Source organism: Peptococcus simiae, from assembly GCF_046569735.1.
Classification (GTDB): domain Bacteria; phylum Bacillota; class Peptococcia; order Peptococcales; family Peptococcaceae; genus Peptococcus; species Peptococcus simiae_A.
This window is the reverse complement of record NZ_JBKICG010000022.1, coordinates 14,502-36,705: the sequence shown is the minus strand read 5'-3', so window position 1 is coordinate 36,705 and position 22,204 is coordinate 14,502. Positions and strand designations below refer to the sequence as shown.

Sequence of the window (22,204 nt, the reverse complement as noted above, 5' to 3'; positions counted from 1 at the left end):
CCTTTTTGTTCGCAACGGAGCGACGACCTATTTTTGCTCTTGTAAGAAGGCAGGGAATGGGCGCATGAGGAGCAAGGGGTGCAGGGCCTATCTTATTCCGATACTCCAGGAGAACCGATAGCCCTATCTTAATCCCTCCGGTCTACTGCTCTAATGCCCGTACACTGACAGGCGGTCGGTGGCGGTTACATACAAAGAAGGAGCCATTCTACATAAACGGCCCCCTAAAGTTAGATTCCTTGGTCCAACTTTAGGGGGCCGTTCTTTTTATATTTTGCTTGCTAGCTTTAAGATGGATCAAGGGCTTATCGGCCGGTGGACCGGCCCAATTCTCTTTTGGCAAGGGGGGCCGTTTGTTGGGGGATCAGGGCCGGGGCCTTTGCCGGGCTAACGAGGAAGTGGGAGATGAGGAAGCCCAGGCCGTAGAGGAGGGCCAGGCAGAGGAAGAGGGGCTGGTAGTCGCCAAAGTGCTTCAAAATCAGGGCGGCGACTTGGTTGCCGGTTAGGCCGGCAAAGGCCCAGGCGGAGAGGACAACGCCATGGATGGTGCTGACATGGGTCATGCCAAAGCGGCTGGCCAGGAGGGCAGGCATGGTACTAAAGCCACCGCCGTAGCTGGTGTTGACAATGACCAGCATGAGGATGATGACCCCTGCGCCGCCGACCTGGCTGAGGCCCAGGCCGCAGACCACCAGGCAGGCAAAGAAGATGAGCTTGTAGATCTGGTTGCGGTCGGCCAGGCGGTCACTCAAAGTGGATAAGACGAGCCGGCCGGAGGCGTTGGCCCCGGCGGTCAGGGACTGGACCAGGCTGATGGCGACGAGGCCCAGGGCAGTGGTCTGGAGGAGGGGCTTTTCGTAAGCAATGAGGGCCAGGCCACAGCTGATATTTAAATAAAACATGAGCCAGATGCCCAGGAAGGTCTTGCTGCGGAAGAGGGCCAGGCGGTTGATGGGGTCGCTGACGGCTTTTTCGTCATGCTGGTCGGGCTTTTTCAGGAGCAGGTGGCCGGCGTACATCATGGTGAAATAAAGGCCGGCCAGGATATAGAACATGGTGGAAAGGCCCACTTGGTCCTGTAAAAAGTTCATTAAGGGGCTGGCAATGGCCTTGGCTAAGCCGAAGCCCATAATGGAAATCCCGGTACCCAGGCCCTTGTGGTCAGCAAACCAGAGCATGAGGGTCTTGACCGGGGTCAGGTAGCCAATGCCCAGGCCAATGCCCATGATGATCCCGTAAAAGAGGTAGATGCCCAGGAGGCTCAGCCGGCTGCCCAGGACCGGGGCCAGGCTGATGGTTAAGCCGGTGCCTACAAGGCCGCTGGTAAAGAAGAGGCAGGCCAGGCCGGAGGCCCGGTGGATATTCCTTTCAATAAAGGGGCCGGCAAAGGCGGCAGATATGCCCAGGCAGAAAATGGCCAGGCTAAAGGCCCCACCGATGACCTGGCTGGTCACCTGTAGGCTCTCGGCCAGGTTTTCGGCAAAGGAGGACCAGCAGTAAACGGTCCCGATGCTGCAGTGGATGAGTAGGGCAGGTAGGGCGGCGCGCAGCCATTTGTTTTCAAGCAGTTGTGAGAATGTCATGTTGACCTCCAAATCAGATGTATGTCTATAGACGGCACAAGCGATTTGGCTGCCTTTTATATTGCTGGGCAATAAAAAAAGCAACCCAATAAATGAGTTGCCCAGGCGGTCGGCTATGATGGGTCCGGGTGCACTGTGTTGATTCACATAATCCGCCAGCACGCCGGTCATTTCAATTGTATCTGCATTATAGCTGAAGGGATATATAAAAGCAAGGGGAAAGAAGTGTTTTTTGTTTTTTTACCCGCCGCTTGGCCTAAAGAAGTTGGTAGCGGAGGCCTTCCGCCTTGCTGTACCAGAGGAGGCGGCCATGGGCCAGCTTAGGCAGTCGGCTTTGCAGGTTCCATTCCGGGTAGAGTTTCCGGAGAAAGAGGCTGTCGCCGGTTAAAAGGGCCAGGAAGGCGATGTAGTTGTCCTTGGTCATGGGGTGGTCGCTGGAGATGTAGTAGCTGTCTTCGATGACCTCGACAGTCAGGGCCTGGCCGGGGGCGGCTTTTTTGGCCGGCTGGGCGGTGAGCCTTTCGCCACAGCAGCTGACTGCGCTTTTATCGGTACTGATGATGAGGTTCTGGCAGTGGGGACAGAGGTAAAAGCAGGTATTTTTCATATTATCTCCTAACTGGGGATTGATATTTAAATCACCCTGGAGTAGACTGGCTAGGTCAATATTTAAGAGGTTAGAGAGGGCCGGGAGGAGGGAGATATCCGGGATTCCGGCGCCGCACTCCCACTTGGAGATAGTCTTGTCACTGATATGTAACTGGTCAGCCACTTGCCGTTGGGTCAAGCCCTTGCCCTGGCGCTGGCTTTTTATGAGTTGGCCTATTCTTTGGGCATCCATAACAGCCCTCCTTTCACCCCTAGTATATAAGCCCTGGTCTGCCGGTGCAATCAACGGGGCGTAGAGTTCAAGGAAATTTTGCCTAAAAGTCATAATTACCTGTGGTTAACTAATTAAAAAGTGATAATATTAACGTTTAAAAATTATATCCTTGATTTTAGTTTAGCATTGGAGTAACATATATAATTAAGAGGTTAGCATTGTGGATCTCTGGCCGGATATTCATGTATATACCCGGCTTCATTCATGTAAAGAAGGGAGGGAAAATAGATGATGATTAGAGACTTTCTCTGCCACAAAAGAGTTCTTTTTGCAGGTGGTTTGGTAACCGGGGTTATCGGTCGTAAAGTTTTAACGAGTAAACCAGTCCGTAACTTTGCTGTTCAATCTGTGGCTTCTACCATGAAGTTACAAAAGGATGCCGCTTATCAATTAGAATTGATGAAAGAAGAAGCGGAAGACTTAGTTGAAGAACAGCGTGAATGCGATAACAACTAGAAGGGTGGTGCTGGTAAATGAATTACCAGGTGGTTACTGCTCTTCCAGGTTATTTACGATTACGTGCACCGCGTTTTGCTATCAGTGAAGATGACAGCTATATTTTAAGTCATGTGATCGGTCAGATGTCGGCCGTCCTTTCAGTGGACGTCAACTATCTGACCGGTTCTATTTTAGTGCGCCATTGTGGTAATAACGATAGCCTCGTTACCGCTATTGAAGCGATTAATCTTGATGAGTGCCCACCGGTGCCCCTTCATGAGCAGGACCAGCATGTCAAAATTGGTCTAACCTTTAAGGGGATGCTGAGTAAGACCTTTATGGCCCGTTTCCTGAAAGGGCTTATGCCGATGCCGGTCTATAAGGCCTTAACGGTGTATTCCGCTATCCGGTATGTATGGCGGGGGTTAAAATCTCTAGGTCAAGGGCGCTTTGATGTAGATGTCTTAGATGGGGCGGCTATCGGTTTATCTGTGGCCTTTGGTCATTATCACAGTGCTTCTTCAATTATGTTCCTCTTAAGCATTTCGGATATTCTTGAAGAATATGCCCGTCAGCGGACGCGGAATGCGTTAACGACGGCCCTGATTATGAATGTAGATACGGTTTGGGTCCGGCTCGAGGATGGGCTGGAAGTCCAAAAGAGTATCTCTGACGTGCAGGTTGGCGATGAAATTATCGTTCGGGCAGGCACAATGATTCCCCTAGATGGCGAAATCGTTAGCGGTGAAGCAGGTGTCAACCAGCAAACCTTAACCGGTGAAAGTGCGCCGGTGGTCAAGCAGGTCGGTGACTCGGTCTATGCCGGTACGGCCGTTGCTGAAGGTGAACTGGTGATTCGCGTACGTAAATTACTGGAAGAAAGCCGAATCCAGTATATTTTAAATATGGTTGAACGGGCAGAAGATGAAAAAATCGGGACAGCGGCCAAGGCAGAGGCCCTGGCCGACCGGATTGTGCCCTATAGTTTCTTATTTGCAGGTATTGTATGGCTCTTGACCCGGGATGGCCACAAGGCCCTCTCTGCCCTCACAGTCGATTACTCCTGTGCCATTAAACTGGCCACCCCCCTGGCGGTTATTTCGGCCATGCGGGAAGCCACCCAAAACAGGATTATGATTAAGGGTGGGAAGTACCTGGAAGCCATGGCCGAGGCCGATACCATTGTCTTTGACAAGACCGGGACCCTGACCTGCGCCACCCCCAAGGTGAAGAAGGTCATCCCCCTGACAGAAGAGATGAACCGAGACGATGTCCTCCGGTTAGCGGCCTGCCTGGAAGAACACTTCCCCCACAGCCTGGCCCGGGCCATTGTCCTCCAGGCAGAGGAAGAAGGGCTCAAGCACCGGGAAGAACACGCCGATGTCAAATATGTGGTGGCTCACGGTATTGAATCCGAATGGCGGAACCAAACGGTCCGCATCGGTAGCCGGCACTTCTTAGAAGAGGATAAGGGCATCGTCTTCAATGAAGCGGCGGAAGCAGCCATCCATGAAGAAGGCAGCGGCTTCTCCTGCGTCTACCTGGCTGTGGCCGATAGCCTGGTCGGCTTTATCTGCATCCAGGACCCGCCTCGGGAAGAGGCCAAGGAAGTCATCCGCGGTCTGCGCCAATCCGGGATTAAAAACATCGTCATGCTCACCGGCGACGGAGCCCCCATTGCCCAGCGGATTGCCGATGAACTGGGGATTGACCGCTACTTTGCAGAAGTCTTGCCGGAAGACAAGGCCAGCAAGGTCCAAGAATTACAGGCTGAGGGGAAGAAGGTCATCATGGTCGGCGACGGTGTCAATGATACCCCCGCCCTGGCCCAGGCAGACGTATCGGTCTCCCTGCGAGATGCCTCTGACGTCGCCCGGGAAGTGGCCGATATCACCCTCCTGCAGAGTGACCTGTCTGCCCTGGTGACCGCCCGCCACCTGGGCCTCCGGCTTATGCGGCGGATCGATAGCAACTTCAACCGGATCTTTACCATCAATACCGGCCTGCTGATCTTAGGGGCTACCGGGGTCATGCAGCCCACCTCCACAGCCCTCTGGCACAATGTGTCTACAGCAGCCCTGGGCTATGCAGCCTGCCAACCCCTCCTTTCTCCCCGAGAAAGAAAGGCCCAGCAGGCCCTAATAGAGTAATCGTATGATCGCTCAAATGCGACAATGAAGGAACTTTTCTGCTTAGATTGAACTGGCACCCCTTTCTTGGATACCAAGTAAGGGGTGCTTTTCCTATCCCTGGATGAATAGATACATCTATAAGTTAGTGGTAGGCTTTGGCTGGGTGGCGGATAAAAAACAAAAGCATAGTGCATATGACTCCTAATTATGATAACCTTTAGAGGACCCCTACTGATTTTGAAAATGTAAGCAGGCTGAGCCCGGTAAAGGAGTCCCCTATGCAGCAATTAAGCCATCGATTAATTTTAGCCCTAGTGGTTGTCCTTGTAGCTATAACTGTTGCAGGGCTCGTGCTGGTCGGCCTTACCGGTTACCGGTCCGCCCGGCATCTAGAACAAGCCCCGGTCAAAGAAAAATATGAAGTCTTGTTTCCGCAAAGAGCCGAAGTCCTTTGTGGCGGGGATATCGTCTTCCACCCCATTACCTACTCCCCCCAGTATGAGCGAGTGGTTCCGCCCTATGACTTCTCCCATATGTTTGTCCGGATGAGGCCCCACCTGGCCCGGGCTGACTTTGCCACCATTACCTTTGAAACCGTTTGTGACCCGGATATGCCCTATGCCGGCTATCCCGTCTTTAATAGCCCCACCGAGGCCATTCCGGCCATGAAAGAAGCCGGCTTCGGTGCCCTGGCCACCGCCAGCAACCACGCCCTGGATGGCGCCGGCCTCCCCTCCCATGATAAGACCCTCCGGGCCATGGACCAGGCCGGCGTCGACCACTTTGGCAGCTACCTGCCCGGCCCGGCCAGGCCTCCCTATATTAAAAATATCCAGGGCATTCAAGTGGCCTTCTTAAACTACGCTGACATGTATAACGGCAATGAAGTCGCCCTGGCTGCCCAAGACCTGGCCCGGCTCTCCCCCCTGAAGATAGACCTCGTCCGCCAGGATATTGCCGCTGCCCGCCAGGCCGGTGCCGACCTGGTCGCCGTCTTCCCCCACTGGGGGATTGAATACCAAACCCTGCCCAGCCCCGAGCAAAGACAGCTGGCCCGGGAAATGGTCGCCGCCGGCGCCGACCTGGTCATCGGGTCCCACCCCCATGTCATTGCCCCGGCTGAATGGATTGACCAGGACGGCCGCCGGGCTTATATCGCCTACTCCCTGGGCAACGCCATGTCCAACCAAAGAGCCGCCTTCCTGGGTACCATCGATACCGAAATCGGCTGCTTCCTCCGGCTCCAGCTGGAAAAAGACCAAGAGGGGGCCCGGGTCAAAGAGGCCAAGCTCCTGCCCAGCACCGTCTACATCAATACAAAAACCGGCGGCAAAAAATACGAAGCCGGCCTCATCCAAGACTTCCTGGCCGCCGATGACCTGACTGACCAGGAAAAAACCTACATGAAAACCCTCCAGGCCCGGGCAGAAGGAATCCTAAGCCAACGGCTCCCAACCGAGCCGGGGAAGAAGGGTTAAGTAAAAACAAGGAAAAGGAACCTACAAGGGCTAGCTGACACCAGACTGGCTATAGTTGTAGCCTGATGATGGGCCTGCTTTACAGGTCATACCGGCTTAGCTGGCACTTGTAATGAGGTTAGTTAAGGAAGAGCATCATTATTAACATTGGCTTGGAGGCATAGTCTGGTTTTCAGGTTGAAGAAAGAAAATTAAGCTGAGGAGAAAATAGTTGTTGCATTAGTCTGAACAATATGATAATCTTAGAGCAAGAAGAACCGAATCAGTGCACCACCAGAGAGAACGCCTTTAGCGAATGATGGAGCTTCACACCTGTATCTGTTGCAAGTTGACGGTCAAAAATCCATAATAATTGATTACACCTTTGTCATATATTATTGGAGGCAAATAAACTGAAATACTGTTTATCCTATCCATGCATCGGAAGTACCTTAAAAAAGGCTCCTGACCATAAAGATGTGGCATGACAACTGATTCGGACATCCGGGCACCTGCTTTTTAGCAGGTGCTTTTTTGTCTGCAGAAAATTTACAGATCCCATACCTCGACCGGGTTTCCCTTTTACATGGTCTTGTTAGAATGTTTCTTGTTGAAATAAATGACGACCAATACAGGGAGGCGGGCTGCTTGGCTTTTATTGAACTGAAAAATATTCGCAAGAAGTACGAAAACAATGCAGACTATACGGTCCATGATTTTAACCTGGATATTGAGAAGGGTGAATTTATCGTCTTTGTAGGCCCTTCCGGCTGTGGTAAGTCCACCACGCTGCGGATGATTGCCGGCCTGGAGGATATTACCGAGGGGGACCTCATGATTGGCGGCGAACGGATGAATGACCGCCCGCCTAAGGACCGGCAGGTGGCCATGGTCTTCCAGTCTTATGCCCTCTTCCCCTTCTTATCGGTCTATGACAACATCGGCTTTGGGCTGAAGATCCGTAAGGAAGACAAGCAGGCCCGGGATGAAAAAATCCGGCGGGCGTCGGGGATACTGGGCCTGGATAACTACCTGGATAAGAAACCGGCTGACCTCTCCGGTGGCCAGAAGCAGCGGGTTGCTCTGGGCCGGGCCATTGTCAACCAGGCGCCGGTCTTTCTCATGGACGAACCCCTGAGTAACCTGGACGCTAAGCTCCGGGGCCAGATGCGGGAAGAAATTGTCCACCTCCACCGGGAGGTCGGGGCTACAACCATCTATGTCACCCACGACCAAATCGAGGCCATGACTATGGGGGACCGGATTGTGGTCTTAAAGGACGGGCATATCATGCAGGTGGGCACGCCGGAAGAGATTTATAACAACCCGGCCAATGCCTTTGTGGCCAGCTTTATCGGGACCCCGCCCATGAACTTTGTCCAGGGGGATATCCACAATGGCTGCCTGCACATGAAGGATGGCCAGCGGCTCTGTGATGTGACCGATGATGTGGCTGCCAAAAACAGCCAGGTCACTGTGGGCATCCGGCCGGAAACCGTTGAATTAGCCAAGCATGCTGACCAAGGGGTGGCGGCCACTGTTGAACGGGCCGAGCTCCTGGGAGCCGACTACAACCTCTATGTCAATATTGACGGTAGCCGGGTGATTATCCGCCGGGGGGTCGCAGACGGGCCCTTCCAGGAGGGGGACCGGTTAAAGCTGACCTTCCCCCTGGAGGCCCTCTACCTCTTTGACCAGCAGACCGGCGCACGCTTGTAGGAGGGCCCATGGATAAAAAAATGTCTCCGGGCGAGTTTATCGCCTATATCCTGACGCCGGCCCTGCCTTTGATTGTATTCTGGTTTATTCCTCTTTTCGTCTGCCTCTATATCAGCTTTACGGACTGGGATTATATTTCGCCGGATTATAACATCGTGGCCCTGGAAAACTACAGCAATATCTTAACTCACCAGGCCTTTTACTCGGCCCTGAAGAATACTCTTTTCTTTGGTCTGGGGACGGTCATCCCGACCCTGGCCATCGGTTTTCTCCTGGCTGTGCTCCTTTACCGGAATGTTAAGGGCAAGCCCCTCTTCCAGGCCTTTTTATTCTCTCCCTGGGTGACCCCCATGGTGGCCATGTCCATCGTTTGGAGCTGGATGTACCGGCCTGAGGGGCTCATCAATGTCCTCTTAGGGAAGTTCGGCATTGACCCCATCATGTGGCTGTCCAGTTCGATCTGGGCCCTGCCGGCGGTCATGCTGGTGACCATTTGGAAGAATGCCGGCTGGGCCATGATCTTCTATGCCGATGCCCTGTCAAAAATTCCGGAGGCCCTCTATGAAGTGGGCCAGCTGGAAGGGGCCAACCAATGGCAGAAGATCACTCGGATCCTCCTGCCCATGGTCTCCGGGACCACCTTCTTCTTGGCCATTGTCAGCCTGATTGATGCCATCCAGGCCTATGACCAGATCAGTGTCCTGACCCAGGGTGGGCCGGCCGGGGCCAGTCGGACCCTTCTCTACCTCTACTACCAGTATGCCTTTGAACAATTTAACGTTGGTACCGCTACGGCCTTGGCAGTGATTATTGTCCTCTTGACCGCGGTCCTGGCTGTGGCCATGAAAGTCGTCAACAACCGCATTAGTCATATGGAGGGATAACGTGGAACAAGTCAGCGGAAAAACACTTGTCGGCGCAAGGGCCCGGCAGCCGCGGAAAAAACGCAATTGGCAAAGGGTGGCCAAGACCCTGGCCCTGGCCATCTCCAGTATTGCCATGGTCTATCCCCTGTTATGGATGTTTTCCAACTCCTTTAAAACAGCTGATGACATCATGAGCAACCCGGCCAGCCTGCTACCGACGGTGCCGAACCTGTCGAACTTTGCCGGGGCCCTGTCTATGGCTCCCTTCGACCTCTATGTTTTTAACTCAGCCTTTACGGCCATTGTCATTGTCCTGGTCCAGTTGCTCCTGAGTGTCCTCTTTGCCTTCGGGATTGTCTTTTACCAGTTCCCGGGCAAGAAGCTCTTTTACGGGGCCATCCTCTTGACCTATATGCTGCCGACGGCGGCCACCTATGTGCCCTCTTATGTGATCCTGGCCAACCTGGGCCTCCTGGATACCTTAACCGGGCTCATTGTCAGTAACCTGGCCAGTGTCTTTACCATCTTCCTCTTGGTGCAGAACTTTAAGGGCGTGCCCCGGGAGCTTTTGCAGGCGGCCCAGATTGAAGGGGCCAGCCAGCGGCAAGTCCTCTTCCGGGTGGTGGTGCCTTTTTCCAAGTCCACCTTGATTACGGCAGGGCTCATTAACTTCGTCAACATGTACAACAACTACATGTGGCCCTCCTTGATTACCACCAGTAAGAGCAAGATGCTCATCAGCGTGGGGCTCAACACCTTCTTCACCGGTCAGGGGAACTTTAAGGAAAACCTGCCCAGGCTCATGGCGGCCAATACCCTTTCTGTATTGCCGTTGTTGATATTATTTATTGTATTGCAAAAGTGGTTCATCAAAGGAATTAGTGACAGTGGGCTCAAGGGTTGAGCCCCAAGCAAAAGGGAAAGGATTGACAAGATGACAAGTTGGGTAAAACGTTTAACGGCAACGGCCCTGGCCGGGGCCCTGCTCTTCACCGCCGGTTGCTCTCCGGCAGCCAAGGAGGAAACCTCTGCTGCCAGCGGCGATGGTCCGGTAGAAATTGAGTTCTGGTATGGCCTGGGCTCTGTAGCCGGGGAAACCATGGAAGGGATTATTGCAGACTTTAACGCTTCCCAGGACAAGGTTAAGGTGACCGGGGTCCAGCAACCGAGCTACAGCGACACCTTCCAAAAGGTCCAGGCCGCCCTGGCCAGCAAGCAGGCACCGGCTGTCTTTATTTCAGATAACATGCAGGAACTGGCCCAGCGGGACATCATTGCTCCCCTAGATGATGTCATGGATGACCGGACTCCGAAGGACGACTACCTGGAAGTCTTCATGGACCCGGCTGTTCAGGACGGCAAGGTCATGGCCCTGCCCGCCTACGGGACCACCCAGGTCTGCTACTACCGGAAAGACCTCCTGTCCCAGGCCGGCGTTGACCCCAAGGATATGTACTCCAGCTGGGAAAAGGTCTATGAAAGCTCCAAGCAGCTCCAGGACCAGGGCCTTGTCCAGTATGGTCACCTCTTCATGTGGGATGAAGAAAACCTCATGGACCTTGCCCTGTCTGCCGGCGGGAAAATCTTATCTGACGATGGCAAGCAGGTCCTTATCAACAGCCCGGAATGGGTGGAAAGCTGGGACTTCGTTCGCAAGCAAATCTTTGACGACAAGACCATGAAAATTGAATCCGGCGGCCAGGGTTGGGAATACTGGTGCCGGACCATTGACAACGTCTTAAATGGCGTGGCCATCGGTTACACCGGGTCCTCCGGCGACAAGGGTGACCTGGACTTCAATATCATCGATTCCTGCGTCCAACCGGGCTTCAACGGTCATGAGCCCAAACCGCGTGCCGGCAGCCTCTACATGGTCGTGCCAAAAATCGCCACTGATGAACAGAAAAAAGCCGCCTATGAATGGATGGCCTACTTCAACAGCCCGGAAGTCTGCGCCAAATGGAGCCAAAAAATCGGCTACATTCCGGTACGGAAGGCTGCCCTGGAAGTAGAAGAATACAAGAAATTCTTAGAAGAAAACCCCTATGCAGCAGTGCCTTACAACCAGGCCCAACACGCCAGCCCGGCCTTCTTCGACCCGACCGGGTCTAAGATCACCGACGCCTTGAAAAAGGCTGCCGACAAACTGGAACTGGAAAACGTGCCCGCTAAGGAAGCCTTAGATGCGGCGCAAAAAGAGGCCCAGGCTGCCTTGGATGAAGTCAATAGCAAATAAAACCGGCTGGGCATGAACCGGCTCGAGTCTGGTTATTTGGATCCCCGGTGCCGGCACCGGGGGTCTTTTTTATGTATAGGCCGGCAAGAAAAGGCGTATAATCAAACCGACAAATAGAGAAGGGGAGATAGACCCATGGGACAGGTCTTTAAGACAATCCAGATTACACATGCCGAATCACAGGTCAGCTTTGACCTGCCGGCAGGTACCGTTGGCTTTCGGCTCATCTTTGAAGCGGACCGGCGGGCCCTGATGAACGTTTTGCTTTACGATGAAGAGGACCGGCTCCGGGGCCAGCTCATGCACTTTGGCCAGGATGCCGACCTCTGGTTTGGGCCGACTCTGGCCCTGACCAGCCCCCACTGCCTGCCCCTGGTGGGCCGGACCTACACCCTCTTTAACCCCATGATGGACCCGGCGGAAGAGACCCGCTTTATCCCCTTTACCGTCACCGCTGTGGCCTATGACGACCGGGACCGGTATGAGGCAGACCTGACCCGGCCGGCAGAGGCCCGGGAAGCGGTCAGCTGGTTGGGTGAAGCGGACGATGCTGTTGGCGCCTCCGGCCTGGACTGGTGGGCAGATCCCCTGGGCCACGGCGGCTGGCTGGCCGGCGACTTCCACACCCACACCCGGGCCTCTGACGGCCACAGCAGTCAGGCAGACAATGTCCAGACCGCCCGCCGCTATGGCTTGGATTTTTTCGCCGCCACCGACCATTCCGTTTACCCCACCGCCTGGGTCGACCACGAGGGGGTCCTGGTCCTGCCCAGTGTAGAGGTCACCACCGCCTTTGGCCACTTTAACGCCCACTTCAGCAAGGGGTCGCCCTATAAGAACAGGCCCCTGGGGACGGCCAGTCCCGGCGAGGTGGAGGTCCTCCTCCACCAGGCGGTCCGCCGGCAGGGGGCCAAGCTCTGCCTCAACCACCCCTTTATGGCCCCCTGGCGGATGATGTTGCCCGGCATTCCCCTGGAGACCTTTGCCTATATTGAAATCATCAACGACCTCAGCTATAAAACGGCCTCCAAGGCCAATGAAAAAGCCCTCCGGGCCTGGTCCGCCATGTGGAATGGCGGTGTCGACCTGACCGGCCTGGGCGGGAGCGATGCCCACCTGCCCCTGGGCGACCGTTATCCCCAAACCCGCGAGCTGACCCGGCTGGGCAACCCCATCACCTGGGTCTACGCCCGGGATGGGAGCCTCAAGGCCCTGGAAGCGGGCCTGGCCGCCGGCCACACCTCCATTGCCCGGGCCGGCCGGCCCTGGCTGACCGTCACCAAGGATGCCCAGGGCCAAAGCCAGGCCAGTCCACCGGCCCTGACCGGCCGGGATCTGGCCCCCGGCGTGACCCTCTGCTGCGGCCTGGCCGATGAACCGGTCGGCGTGGAAAAAGACCCGCACCGGCCTGAGCCGGCCTACCACCAGTGGATCATCGATGGGGGCATTGCAGCGGAAAGGGAGGGGGCGTCCAGCACCCTGGTCCTGCCGGAAGAGGGCCACTGGGTCCGGGTCGATTGGCGGAATGCCGAAGGCGAACTCTTCGCCACGACCAACCCCATCCGTTGGGAGAGCGCCGAAGAAGGTAAGCGGCTCTACACCTGGCATGACCTGGAAAAGGCCATCAACCCGCCGGTCCGGGGCGTGGTCTTTGATAAGGACGGCACCCTCATGGCCTTTAGCGACCTCTGGGAAAAGGCCACCGACGCCTTCATTGACCGGGTTGCCGGCGACAAGGCCCCGGCTTGCCGGGCCGCTGTCGGCCTGGTGGCCGGTGGCGGCGTCATGCCCGATTCCCCCCTGGCCAGCGGCACCCTGGCTGAAATTGCCCAGGCCCTGTCCGCCCATAGCCCGGTCCCGGTTGCCCCGGCTGACCTCCACGACCAGTACAAGGCCTACATGACCGCCCATCCGGAAAGCATTCAGCCCATTGAGGGCCTCCGGCCCCTCCTGGACCACTTGCGAGACCGGGGCATCCGCATGGCCGTCATGACCTCTGATGATGCGGACCTGACCCATGAAGCCCTCCGCCTCCTGGGCGTGGACCACTACTTTGACATGGTCATCAGTGGCGACCGGTACCCGGCCAAGCCCCGGGCCGCCGGCCTCCTGGCCTTTAGGGACCAGGCCAGCATATCCCTAGATGAAATGGTCTTCGTCGGCGACAGCTGCCGGGATATGCGGCTGGGCGCCCTCTGCCAGCGCTTCTATGCCCTGACTGGGACCGTCAGCGCCGAGGAAAGGCTAATCGACCTAGCTGATGACCTGGTCCCCAACTTGGCCGCCCTGGTCCCCCTGATCTGATTCGGCGGGAATTGTCACTTTTTTGTTAAACCGGTCGAATTGTCCCCCGGCCTGCTCTATGGTATAATGGGACCATCTATTAGTGACGATTCTTTTAAGGAGGCAAAGGTCGTGTTGCGTAAAAAACTAATTGCCGGCTTGACGGCATTCACCCTACTCTTTTCCACCGCCGGTCCTGTCCTGGGGCCGGAAGTCGCCCAGGCGGCAGATGAAACCCGGAGCGTGAACGTCTACGGATTCTCCCAGGGGACCGATAAGGTCATCATCTTCACCAAGGGGATGAGGACCAAGGACGTCTACCGGGTGACCCTGCGGTTGAATAACGGGACTGAAAAGACCCTGACACTCGGCGAGTTTGACAGGACCAGCAAGGACATTATTGAGCTGAGCCTTGAGCAGTATCCTATTTTCAAAGATTTGCGGAGCGGGGATAAGCTCATTGTGGATATTATTCCGGCGGATAGAAGGGACCGAAATATTCAAGAAGTCGTGAGTTTAGACGGCGTCAAGGTTAAGCCTGAAAGAATGCAGGTGGAAGAAGCCACCATTATCCGGGATAAGGGCAGCCAGGACCTGAACATCCGCTTTGACCGGGCTTATGAACCTTCCGGTGAAGACTTCCTCCAGCTAATCCCCTATGACAAGGACGGCAAGCGGTTAGACCGCCGGGACGCAGTCACTTATGCCATTACAGAAGGGGGGCTGAGAACCCGGTCCGGGTCCAAGCTTTTAACCCTCCGCCTGACCCCGGCCAAGGGGGCCGCCTACTATGAAATCCAGTATGTCACCGGCAATACCATTGTCGATGAATTAACCCTAAAAGTGCCTGTCGGCGGGGACTTCAGCAACCCCACCGCCCTGGTCCTGGAATACCCCTCCAGCAAGGTTAAAGTGGGCGAAACCGTCCAACCCAAGGTCTACCTGAAAAATAAAGATGGCGAAACCATGGACGTGTCCGCAACCGCTGTCTTTACCTATACCGGGAACGCTATGGAAACAGCCGGCCGGGCCAAGGGCGGCTTTACCATCAAGAAGGATGACAAGTATGTTGGCGAAAAAGTCGTCGTCACCGCTGTAGCCGGTGGCCGGACCGATACCCAAACCTTGACCGTTGTGGACCAGTCCGGGTCTGATAAGCCCTGGAGTGTGCCCGGCGTGCCCCGCGGTAAAACCGGGGTTATCATGAATATCAATTCTACCGATATGCTCATCAATGGCCAGAAAAAAACCATCGATGCCCCGGCCATCATCAAAAATGACCGGACCTTCGTTCCCTTGCGGGCAGTGGCTGAAGCCTTTGGGGCCAAGGTGGACTTTGATAACAACACTTACCGGGTAACCATCCGCTTAGACGGCAATGAAATTATCATGCCCATCGGGAGTAAAAACTACACCGTCAACGGGCAGACCAAGGCCATGGACGTGGCCCCCTATATCCAGGCCTCTGCCAGTCGGACCATGATTCCGGTCCGCTTTGCAGCAGAGTCCATGGGCTTTAACGTGAATACCACCCAAAATAACGATGGGACGACTGCCAGCGTCATTTTTAAAAACTACTAAAATATAAAAGTAACCGGCCTTGCCTCGGCAGGGTCGGTTTTGTTGCGACAAAAGATATCTATAGTGAGGAGTGGATTGATTGAAGGAGGAGACGGGACGTCCGGCAGACATTCGTCTGGCAGACCATTTCAAAGAATTTTTACGGCGGGCCTATATCCAGTGGATGACCATATGTCTAGGGGTCGCCAGCATGACCAATGCCATCCATTACCTGGGCCTGGCTGATTGGCGGGTGCCCTCGGCCATTTTTACGGCCTTTATCATCCTGGCTATTTTTCTCCGGGCCCTCTACCTACCGGGGACCTTTATGAAGGAGCTGACCTCCCCGGCAGGGATGGCAGCCTACCAGACCGGAGTTATGAGCGTTTACTTTATGTGTGTCCAGCTTTTAAAGCTGGATTCACCCCTGGCCCACGCCATTTGGACGGTGGCCTTTGCCTGTAACCTGGTCCTGATCACCCTCTTCCTCCAACAGTATGTCCGGAAGAACTTTGCCTTCCTGTCCCTGACCCCGGTCTGGTACCTGATCTTTGTGGGGATTGGGGTGGCGGCTATCACCGGTATGGCGATGGGCTTTAACCGCCTGGCCCTGCTTGTGGCCATCTACGCCATCTGTGCCTATACCATCATGACCCCCTTTATGTTTATCCGGGTCCTGGGCCATGATGAGCTCCACTACAAGCTCCAGCCCACCAAGGCCATTATGTGTGCGGCCCCCAGCGTGGTTTACCTGGGCTTAAATGCTGTCTTCCCCCAGGTGCCCTTTATTGCAGGCCTGGCCCTTTTTGCCCTGAGCCAGGGCTTCCTCTTCTGGTTCTACAGCAATATCCGGATTTTTGCCATCCTGCCCTTCTGTGTGACCTTTGCCAGCTTCACCTTCCCTATGGGGATTTCCACCATGTTTCTCTTTGTCTTCCGGGATAACTACTTCGCCCCATCATCAGCTCTTTACAGGGGGCTGACCTTCCTGGGCGGGCTGGAATTTGTCATTGCCTGCCTGGTGGTCCTCTGGGTGATCTGGCAATTTATCGCCAATTCTTACTGGCTCTGGTATGGGATAGGCCGCCGGATGGAAATGCAGGCCGAGCAAAAATAAGCATGCCCCAGCCCCACTTTTTAAAAAAGGAAGGCCCCTTTCTTGACGAGCAAGAAGGGGGCGTTTTTATGCCTACAGATAAGGGTTTATCCTTTAGGCAAGGATTTTGAGGCCAGTTCCCGGCAGTTTATCTTGGCTTTCCCAGCAGTCCTTGCGACTCTAGCCTTTACTTGCCTTTTCGAGATAAGAGGCGCAGGTTATATAGGCCCTGGCATTTATACCGGCTGGGTTGCCAGAAAAGGGCTATCGCCTCCGCCTAAGTTAAGTTATGGTCAGTGAAATACTTGCGGAAGGCGTGGAGGACCTCCGGGTTATCGTCTATCCGGTAGGCCCGGCTGACCACGCCGGGCTTGTTCGGGTCAAAGTCTTCGTGGTTCCACCAGATGGCCACCTTTATATTGGGGTAGCCGGTATCAATGGTGGCCAGCATGTCCCGGACCCAGGCCGCCTTGTCGCCGCCAAAGGAGGAGGACGAGAACTCGGTAATCATCATGGGCTGGTCATAGCGGGCCTGGTATTCCTGGTAGAGGGGGAGGTACATGGCGTTAAAGGACCGCCACTTCTCATGGGGGTAGTAGGTCCCGTTGTTGTAAGCCGTTAAGCCGATGATATCGACATAGTCATTGCCGGGCCAGGTGAGGCCGGGGTCATTCCACTTATAGGGAGGGAAGTCGGCTTCGTTAGGATTCCAGAGGAAGAGCATTTGGTCAGCGACCCCTTCTTTTTTGAAGAAGTCACAAATGTAGCGGTAAAAGGCCTTGTAGATGTCCGGGTCCCGGGATAGGTGGACGGGGCTATAGGCGCACCAGTCCCCGTTCATTTCGTTGCCCACTCGGAGGAGGATGGTGGCTCGGCTCTCGCGGATGACAGCGGCCAGGTCTTCCAGGTAGTGGTCGTACTTGCCGTTGAGGATCTCGTAGACCTGGTTGGGCCCTTCAGGCGGGTTGGCCGTTTGGAAGGTCAGTTCCACGCTCCGGCCTTCGGCCTGGGCCTGGTTTAAAATAGGGGCGACCTTGGTCTGGGGATCCGAATTGATCACGTCGATATAGTGGACAATAAAGGGGAAGTGGGTGTCAAAGTCCTTCTCCAGGCCATGGAGGTAGCCGAAACGTTGGTTGGCGTAGTCCGGGTCAAAGATCCCCCAGCGGAGGGGGGCCGCCGTGGAAAAGTACCTGGTATAGACAGCGGCCGTCTGCCGGTTCAAGTCCAGGGGATGGCGGCGCTTGGCCGGGTCCGGCGCCATAGAGGGATTGGCAGTGGGGGTCTGGAGCTTGATGCTGTCAGCAATGGCATTGACCTGGTCCCGCTGGCTCTGGCTGATGGGCTGGGCGGCCCGGTAGACCAGGCTCAGGCCCTGGCCCTTGTCTGAAATCATATCAATGGTGTAATAGTGGGGCTTGTCTCCCTCAAGTCGGGCCAGGGGCGTCCGGTCCCAGGCGGTGGCGACCCCGGCAAGGCCGGCCAAGTGGACCTCTTCCTGGAAGGTCACCTGGTGGTCCTTGCTGTTACGGAAGGCATGGGGGGCCCTGGGGTCCTGGCCGCTACACAGCTGCAGGTAGTAGGCCGGGTCGCTGGCGGCCGGGAGGGTTGGGGTCATGTAAATATCCAGCCGGGTCTTGTCGGCCCAGCTGATTTCCGTCCGCAACTGGGCCCGGTCAAAGGAGACCTGAGCCCCCTTCGGGAGGGTGACCCGGTAGCCATCGACCCGGTTGGTCAGGACCTGGCCCTGGTCGCTGCTGCTTACCTGGTAGCTGGTCTGGCGGAGGAGGTCATTGGCTGAACCGGCCGCCGGCTGTGGGCTTTTAGGATCGAAACTGGCCAGCCCCAGGAGGGTGGCGCCGATAATGATGACGCAAATCGCTGCCCTCCCTAGCTGAGGGGCTGTTTTTTCTCTAGACTTCTGCATGGAAGACCTCCCTTGAACCGGTTTTATTCGGTAGAAAAATACTAGGCTTATTATACCAGTTTTATATTTGTAAAGACAGAGGCCTTTATGTCTTGGGTAAATCCGGTTTTTTTGCCGGATCGTCTATTGGCAGCGGGTTAGCCCTTTGTTACAATAAAGGGCAGAAGAATGATTTAGAAAGGGGCCTTATGGTGCCAAAACAACAAGCCTACTACCCGGCCTTAGAAGCCTTGCGCGTGCTCGCCTTGGTCGGGGTCGTCCTATACCATTACTATCCCCAATACCTGCCCGGTGGCTTTATCGGTGTGGACATTTTTTTAGTCCTGTCCGGCTTTTTGCTGGCCCGGTCCTTACAGGCCAAGTATGACCGGGGCGAACCCTTCCGCTATGGGGCCTTCCTGGTCAAGAGGGCCCTGCGGCTCTGGTGGCCGCTCTTTTGGATGCTCCTTTTGGCCATCGGCTTTATCAATTGCTTTGCACCTTCTTTTTTATTCAATGTGCGGGCTACAGCCTTATCCGGATTGACCTTTAGCAATAACTGGTGGCAGGTCCTCCAGGGGTCTTCCTACTTTGCTGAATTTGTCCACCCCTCGGCCTTTACCCACCTCTGGTATGTGGCCTTGATTATGCAGGTCTTTGTGGTTTTTCCCCTCATTTTGCGGGCCTGTCAGCGCCTTCTGGGCCAGCCCCTGTTGGAAGCGGCCGTCTTGGCTGTCCTGGCCCTTGTGAGTGTGCTAGCGATGGGGTTTATTTATGAGCCGGGCGGGGACCCCTCCCGGGTCTATTATGGGACGGATACCAGGGCCTTTGCCTTCCTGCTTGGGGCCGCTGGGGGCCTTCTAAAAGAAGGGCAGGCCGGTCGCCTGCTGGCAGAACGGGTGCCGGTCTTACGCCGCCTGCCCCTTGGGGATGGCCTTTCTTTAGTGGGCCTTTTAGGCCTGATCGTCCTGGCCCGGCAATTAATGGACCAGACAGCCCTTACCTACCGGGGGGGCCTCTTTCTGGCTAGCCTAACGGCCTTGCTGGCTATTTTTGGTTTGTCCTCTAGAAATAGTATTTTGGCCCGACTCCTGTCCTGGAAGCCCCTGGTTTGGCTGGGCAACCGGACCTATGCCCTCTATCTTTGGTATTATCCTGTTTATGCGGTTCTGGGGCGGATGTCGGGCTTACAGAAGGTCCCGGCCCTCCAGTGGCTGATCCTCCTGGGCCTGGGGGTCTTGACCCATTCCCTGGCTCAAGGGCAGATGGGCCGTTTCTTAAAGGGCTGGCTGCAAGGCCTGCTGGCCCGGCCCAGGGAGGCCTTGAGTCGAGAGGCCTTTATCAATAACCTCCGCCGCTGGCCCAGTCGGGCGGTGGCCCTGGTCCTCCTCCTGGCCTTTACCGGCTCGGCCCTGGTCGGCGTCCTCCGGGCCCCGGCCGGGGAAAACCAGACCGTTGCTGAGCTCCAGGCCCAATTGGCCGAAACCCAGCGGAAGCTGGAGGCCAAGAAGCGGGCCGAGGACCGGGCCCAGGTCGAGGCCATGGGGGCTATTGAAGGGCTGACAGATGCCGAGCGGCTCTTTGCGGCAGACGCCAACCTGACCTTTATTGGGGACTCCATCCTCCTGAGTGCAGCCTCCCCCCTGGCCGAGGCCTTCCCCAAGGCGACCATTGACGGCCAAGTCGGCCGCCAGCTCAACCAAAGCGGGGCCGTGGTCGACCGGCTGGCTGAAAACGGCCAATTGGCGGAAACAGTGGTCCTGGTCCTGGGCTCTAACGGGCCCTTTACAGCAGACCAGCTGGAAGACCTGGCTGACCAGCTCGGCAAAAGGCGGATCTACTTTGTGAATACCCATGTGAACCGGCAGTGGCAGGAAAGTGTCAATGAAATGCTGGCTGCCTATGTGAAAGGCCATAAAAATGCCAAATTAATAGACTGGAAAAGCCATGTCGCTCCCCATCCAGAATGGTTGTATGAGGACCAAACCCACTGCAACCCTGAGGGGGCCAGGGCCTTTATGCAATTGCTGGTAAAAACCCTCTATGAAGACCTAGGCCAGGCCCCGGCCAAAGAGACCAGTCCGGCCCAAGCCGGCGAAAGCAGGCAGGGCTCTCCAAAAGCGAAGGGCTAGGGCAGGAAAAGACAAGAAATATTAACACTTCTGGACAGGCCCCAGTTAGCGGCTTATGCGGCCTCCCCAAATGCCTTGAAAACTTGCATTTCAGGGAGGCTTAGGCTATAATTTTTAAAGATATGATTAGAAAACCTGAGGAGGTCTGTTCATGCCGGAAACGCCCAGTGAGCGCCTTGAGCGTCGGCGCGCAGAGCGTGCTGTGCGCCGTAAACGTGTCCGACAACGCCGGCTTAGAATCGGTTGTAGCGCGTTTATCATTCTTATACTCCTGGCCTTTGTGGGCATAGGAATCCGTATGATTCAAGTAAGCCAAAATACCCAGGAAATGGAGGCCGAGAAAAAACCGGCCATTTCTGTCACCATTGATGAAGGGGAGGCCGTTGGCGATATTGCCGGCAAGCTGGAAAAAGAAGGCGTTATAAAAAATGCAGGCCTTTTCAAGTTCTATGTTCGTTTGAAAAATGAAGGGGCTGACTTCAAAGCCGGCACCCACTTATTTGCAGAAAATATGTCTATGAAAGCCGTCATCAAAGAGCTGAAGAATGCTTCCGGAGGCGGGGTTGGGGTCGTCAAGATCCTGGTCCGTGAAGGGTCTACCCTGGACCAGATCGCCGAATCGGTGGAAAAAGCCACCGGGGTTTCTAAGAAGGACTTTAAGGCGGCGGTGACCGATGAAGCCCTGATCCAAAAGCTCGTCGACCGCCACCCGGACCTCTTAAAAGAGGTGGCAGGCAAGGATGACGTCCGCTACACCCTGGAAGGTTACCTCTTCCCGGCCACCTATGACTACAATCTGAAAGAGGGGCTCCCCTCACTCATCACCCAAATGGTAGACAAGTGTGCGGAAGTGGTTGCCCCCTTTGAAGGGGATATCCAGGCCACCGGCCATACCGTCAATGAAATCATGGCCATGGCCTCCTTAATTGAGAAAGAGGGGGTTAGCCCTGAAGACCGGAAGAAAATCTCCTCCGTCTTCTACAACCGGATTGCCCAAGGGATGCCCATCCAGTCGGATATTTCCGTTTTGTACGCCTTAGGCACCCATAAAGAAATCGTGACCTTTAAAGACCTAGAAGTAGATTCGCCCTATAACCTCTATAAAAACCAGGGCTTGCCGCCGGGACCGATGAATTCACCCTCGGAAGAGGCCATTGATGCCGCGGTCCACCCGGCCGATACCAACTTCATCTACTTCTATGCCGATCTTAAAACCGGAAAAGTTTACTTTACGGATGACTATGACCAGCACCTGGCCTGGCAAAAAGAATATGAGAAAAATGGCACCATAGCCAGTTCATAAAAGACTAGCGTAAGCCCTCAGGCTTACGCTATTTTTATGGCTTGAATTTACAATCCAAGTGCAACAAAAAATGATTCATAGCCTTCTGATAAAATGGACCGGGCTGGGTATTCCCCGCCAGGTCCGTCCGGGCCAGCCCCTTGCGGCAGGGCTGGTCTAGACGGGGTTTGACTTGTCCACAAGGCCGAAGGGACTATTTTCTATGGATTACTGCCTAAATCAAGCCTTTTTCCACCTTTTTAGGCTGACTTATCCCCATTATCCACAGGTCATCCACAGTTTTGCACACAAATCTATGCACAATCGATAAAGACCGCTATCAAGGCATTTGCCAAAAAGGATGAAAAAGGGGGTGTGAAAAAGCCCTTGACCAATAGCCTTAGCGATTTGTTATTAAATTGTTACTAAAGGACACTTTTACCCAAGTTTTCCCCAGCTTATCCACAGGCTGGGGAAAACAATTGTTTTCATTCATATTTTACGATAAATAAAAGATTCTTTTACAACCTGGGCTTATAATCAACAGGGAATAGTCATTTGAGAGTTGACAAAGCTGCAGATAGCATGAATAATAATAGAAGCGAAAGCATAAATATCAGGAAGAGGTGGA

General features: G+C 55.1%; 15 protein-coding genes. 12 read left to right on the top strand and 3 right to left on the bottom strand.

Annotated elements, in window-relative coordinates:
* Positions 1–305 precede the first annotated feature (305 nt).
* Both ACLGL1_RS08675 and ACLGL1_RS08670 read right to left on the bottom strand, forming a co-directional pair.
* Entirely contained in the window at positions 306–1,583 is a 1,278-nt protein-coding gene (locus tag ACLGL1_RS08675; RefSeq protein WP_411008287.1) for an MFS transporter, read from the bottom strand.
* 256 nt (positions 1,584–1,839) lie between these two features.
* The gene (locus tag ACLGL1_RS08670; protein WP_411008286.1) at positions 1,840–2,424 is read right to left on the bottom strand and encodes a helix-turn-helix domain-containing protein; all 585 of its coding nucleotides are present in this window, start codon (positions 2,422–2,424) and stop codon (positions 1,840–1,842) included.
* 270 nt (positions 2,425–2,694) lie between these two features.
* Here ACLGL1_RS08670 and ACLGL1_RS08665 point away from each other — a divergent pair, with 270 nt between their 5' ends.
* The 10 genes from ACLGL1_RS08665 (at position 2,695) to ACLGL1_RS08620 (ending at position 16,274) form a co-directional block, all read left to right on the top strand.
* Positions 2,695–2,922: a hypothetical protein gene (locus tag ACLGL1_RS08665; RefSeq protein WP_411008285.1), complete on the top strand. Its 228-nt coding sequence runs from the start codon at positions 2,695–2,697 to the stop codon at positions 2,920–2,922.
* A gap of 17 nt (positions 2,923–2,939) precedes the next feature.
* The gene (locus ACLGL1_RS08660; RefSeq protein WP_411008284.1) at positions 2,940–5,054 is read left to right on the top strand and encodes a heavy metal translocating P-type ATPase; all 2,115 of its coding nucleotides are present in this window, start codon (positions 2,940–2,942) and stop codon (positions 5,052–5,054) included.
* A gap of 260 nt (positions 5,055–5,314) precedes the next feature.
* Positions 5,315–6,514: a CapA family protein gene (locus ACLGL1_RS08655; RefSeq protein ID WP_411008283.1), complete on the top strand. Its 1,200-nt coding sequence runs from the start codon at positions 5,315–5,317 to the stop codon at positions 6,512–6,514.
* A 627-nt stretch (positions 6,515–7,141) separates the two neighbouring features.
* A complete protein-coding gene (locus ACLGL1_RS08650) occupies positions 7,142–8,212 on the top strand; it encodes an ABC transporter ATP-binding protein (protein WP_411008282.1) in 1,071 nt (356 codons plus the stop codon).
* Positions 8,213–8,220: 8 nt separating this feature from the next.
* Positions 8,221–9,096 carry a carbohydrate ABC transporter permease gene (locus ACLGL1_RS08645; protein WP_411008281.1) on the top strand — a complete coding sequence of 292 codons (876 nt, stop codon included), beginning with the start codon at positions 8,221–8,223 and terminating at the stop codon, positions 9,094–9,096.
* 1 nt (position 9,097) lies between these two features.
* Positions 9,098–9,982, top strand: coding sequence for a carbohydrate ABC transporter permease (locus ACLGL1_RS08640; protein ID WP_411008280.1), 885 nt, complete (start codon positions 9,098–9,100; stop codon positions 9,980–9,982).
* A 30-nt stretch (positions 9,983–10,012) separates the two neighbouring features.
* Positions 10,013–11,314 (top strand): ABC transporter substrate-binding protein, encoded by a 1,302-nt coding sequence (locus ACLGL1_RS08635; protein ID WP_411008279.1) that lies wholly within the window; start codon positions 10,013–10,015, stop codon positions 11,312–11,314.
* Between the two features lie 135 nt (positions 11,315–11,449).
* On the top strand, positions 11,450–13,618 hold the full coding sequence (locus ACLGL1_RS08630) for a CehA/McbA family metallohydrolase (protein ID WP_411008278.1): 2,169 nt from the start codon (positions 11,450–11,452) through the stop codon (positions 13,616–13,618).
* 114 nt (positions 13,619–13,732) lie between these two features.
* Positions 13,733–15,178, top strand: coding sequence for a copper amine oxidase N-terminal domain-containing protein (locus ACLGL1_RS08625; protein WP_411008277.1), 1,446 nt, complete (start codon positions 13,733–13,735; stop codon positions 15,176–15,178).
* Between the two features lie 79 nt (positions 15,179–15,257).
* On the top strand, positions 15,258–16,274 hold the full coding sequence (locus ACLGL1_RS08620; RefSeq protein WP_411008276.1) for a hypothetical protein: 1,017 nt from the start codon (positions 15,258–15,260) through the stop codon (positions 16,272–16,274).
* A 256-nt stretch (positions 16,275–16,530) separates the two neighbouring features.
* Here the strand turns inward: ACLGL1_RS08620 and ACLGL1_RS08615 are convergent, their stop codons facing one another.
* Positions 16,531–18,180: a glycoside hydrolase family 26 protein gene (locus ACLGL1_RS08615; RefSeq protein WP_411008275.1), complete on the bottom strand. Its 1,650-nt coding sequence runs from the start codon at positions 18,178–18,180 to the stop codon at positions 16,531–16,533.
* Positions 18,181–18,371: 191 nt separating this feature from the next.
* On the opposite strand from ACLGL1_RS08615, the gene ACLGL1_RS08610 reads away from it, so the two are divergent.
* Together ACLGL1_RS08610 and mltG are read left to right on the top strand one after the other, a co-directional pair.
* On the top strand, positions 18,372–20,291 hold the full coding sequence (locus tag ACLGL1_RS08610) for an acyltransferase family protein (protein ID WP_411008274.1): 1,920 nt from the start codon (positions 18,372–18,374) through the stop codon (positions 20,289–20,291).
* A 151-nt stretch (positions 20,292–20,442) separates the two neighbouring features.
* Complete coding sequence (gene mltG / locus ACLGL1_RS08605; RefSeq protein WP_411008273.1) at positions 20,443–21,594, top strand: endolytic transglycosylase MltG; 1,152 nt, start codon at positions 20,443–20,445, stop codon at positions 21,592–21,594.
* The last annotated feature ends 610 nt before the right edge of the window (positions 21,595–22,204 follow it).

Bases quoted from the DNA above. Each gene is read 5' to 3' on its own strand.
- ACLGL1_RS08665 (WP_411008285.1), top strand. From the start codon at position 2,695: ATGATGATTAGAGACTTTCTCTGCCACAAAAGAGTTCTTTTTGCAGGT.
- ACLGL1_RS08660 (WP_411008284.1), top strand. From the start codon at position 2,940: ATGAATTACCAGGTGGTTACTGCTCTTCCAGGTTATTTACGATTACGT.
- ACLGL1_RS08630 (WP_411008278.1), top strand. From the start codon at position 11,450: ATGGGACAGGTCTTTAAGACAATCCAGATTACACATGCCGAATCACAG.
- ACLGL1_RS08655 (WP_411008283.1), top strand. From the start codon at position 5,315: ATGCAGCAATTAAGCCATCGATTAATTTTAGCCCTAGTGGTTGTCCTT.
- ACLGL1_RS08670 (WP_411008286.1), bottom strand. From the start codon at position 2,424: ATGGATGCCCAAAGAATAGGCCAACTCATAAAAAGCCAGCGCCAGGGC.
- ACLGL1_RS08635 (WP_411008279.1), top strand. From the start codon at position 10,013: ATGACAAGTTGGGTAAAACGTTTAACGGCAACGGCCCTGGCCGGGGCC.
- ACLGL1_RS08645 (WP_411008281.1), top strand. From the start codon at position 8,221: ATGGATAAAAAAATGTCTCCGGGCGAGTTTATCGCCTATATCCTGACG.
- ACLGL1_RS08675 (WP_411008287.1), bottom strand. From the start codon at position 1,583: ATGACATTCTCACAACTGCTTGAAAACAAATGGCTGCGCGCCGCCCTA.
- mltG (WP_411008273.1), top strand. From the start codon at position 20,443: ATGCCGGAAACGCCCAGTGAGCGCCTTGAGCGTCGGCGCGCAGAGCGT.
- ACLGL1_RS08615 (WP_411008275.1), bottom strand. From the start codon at position 18,180: ATGCAGAAGTCTAGAGAAAAAACAGCCCCTCAGCTAGGGAGGGCAGCG.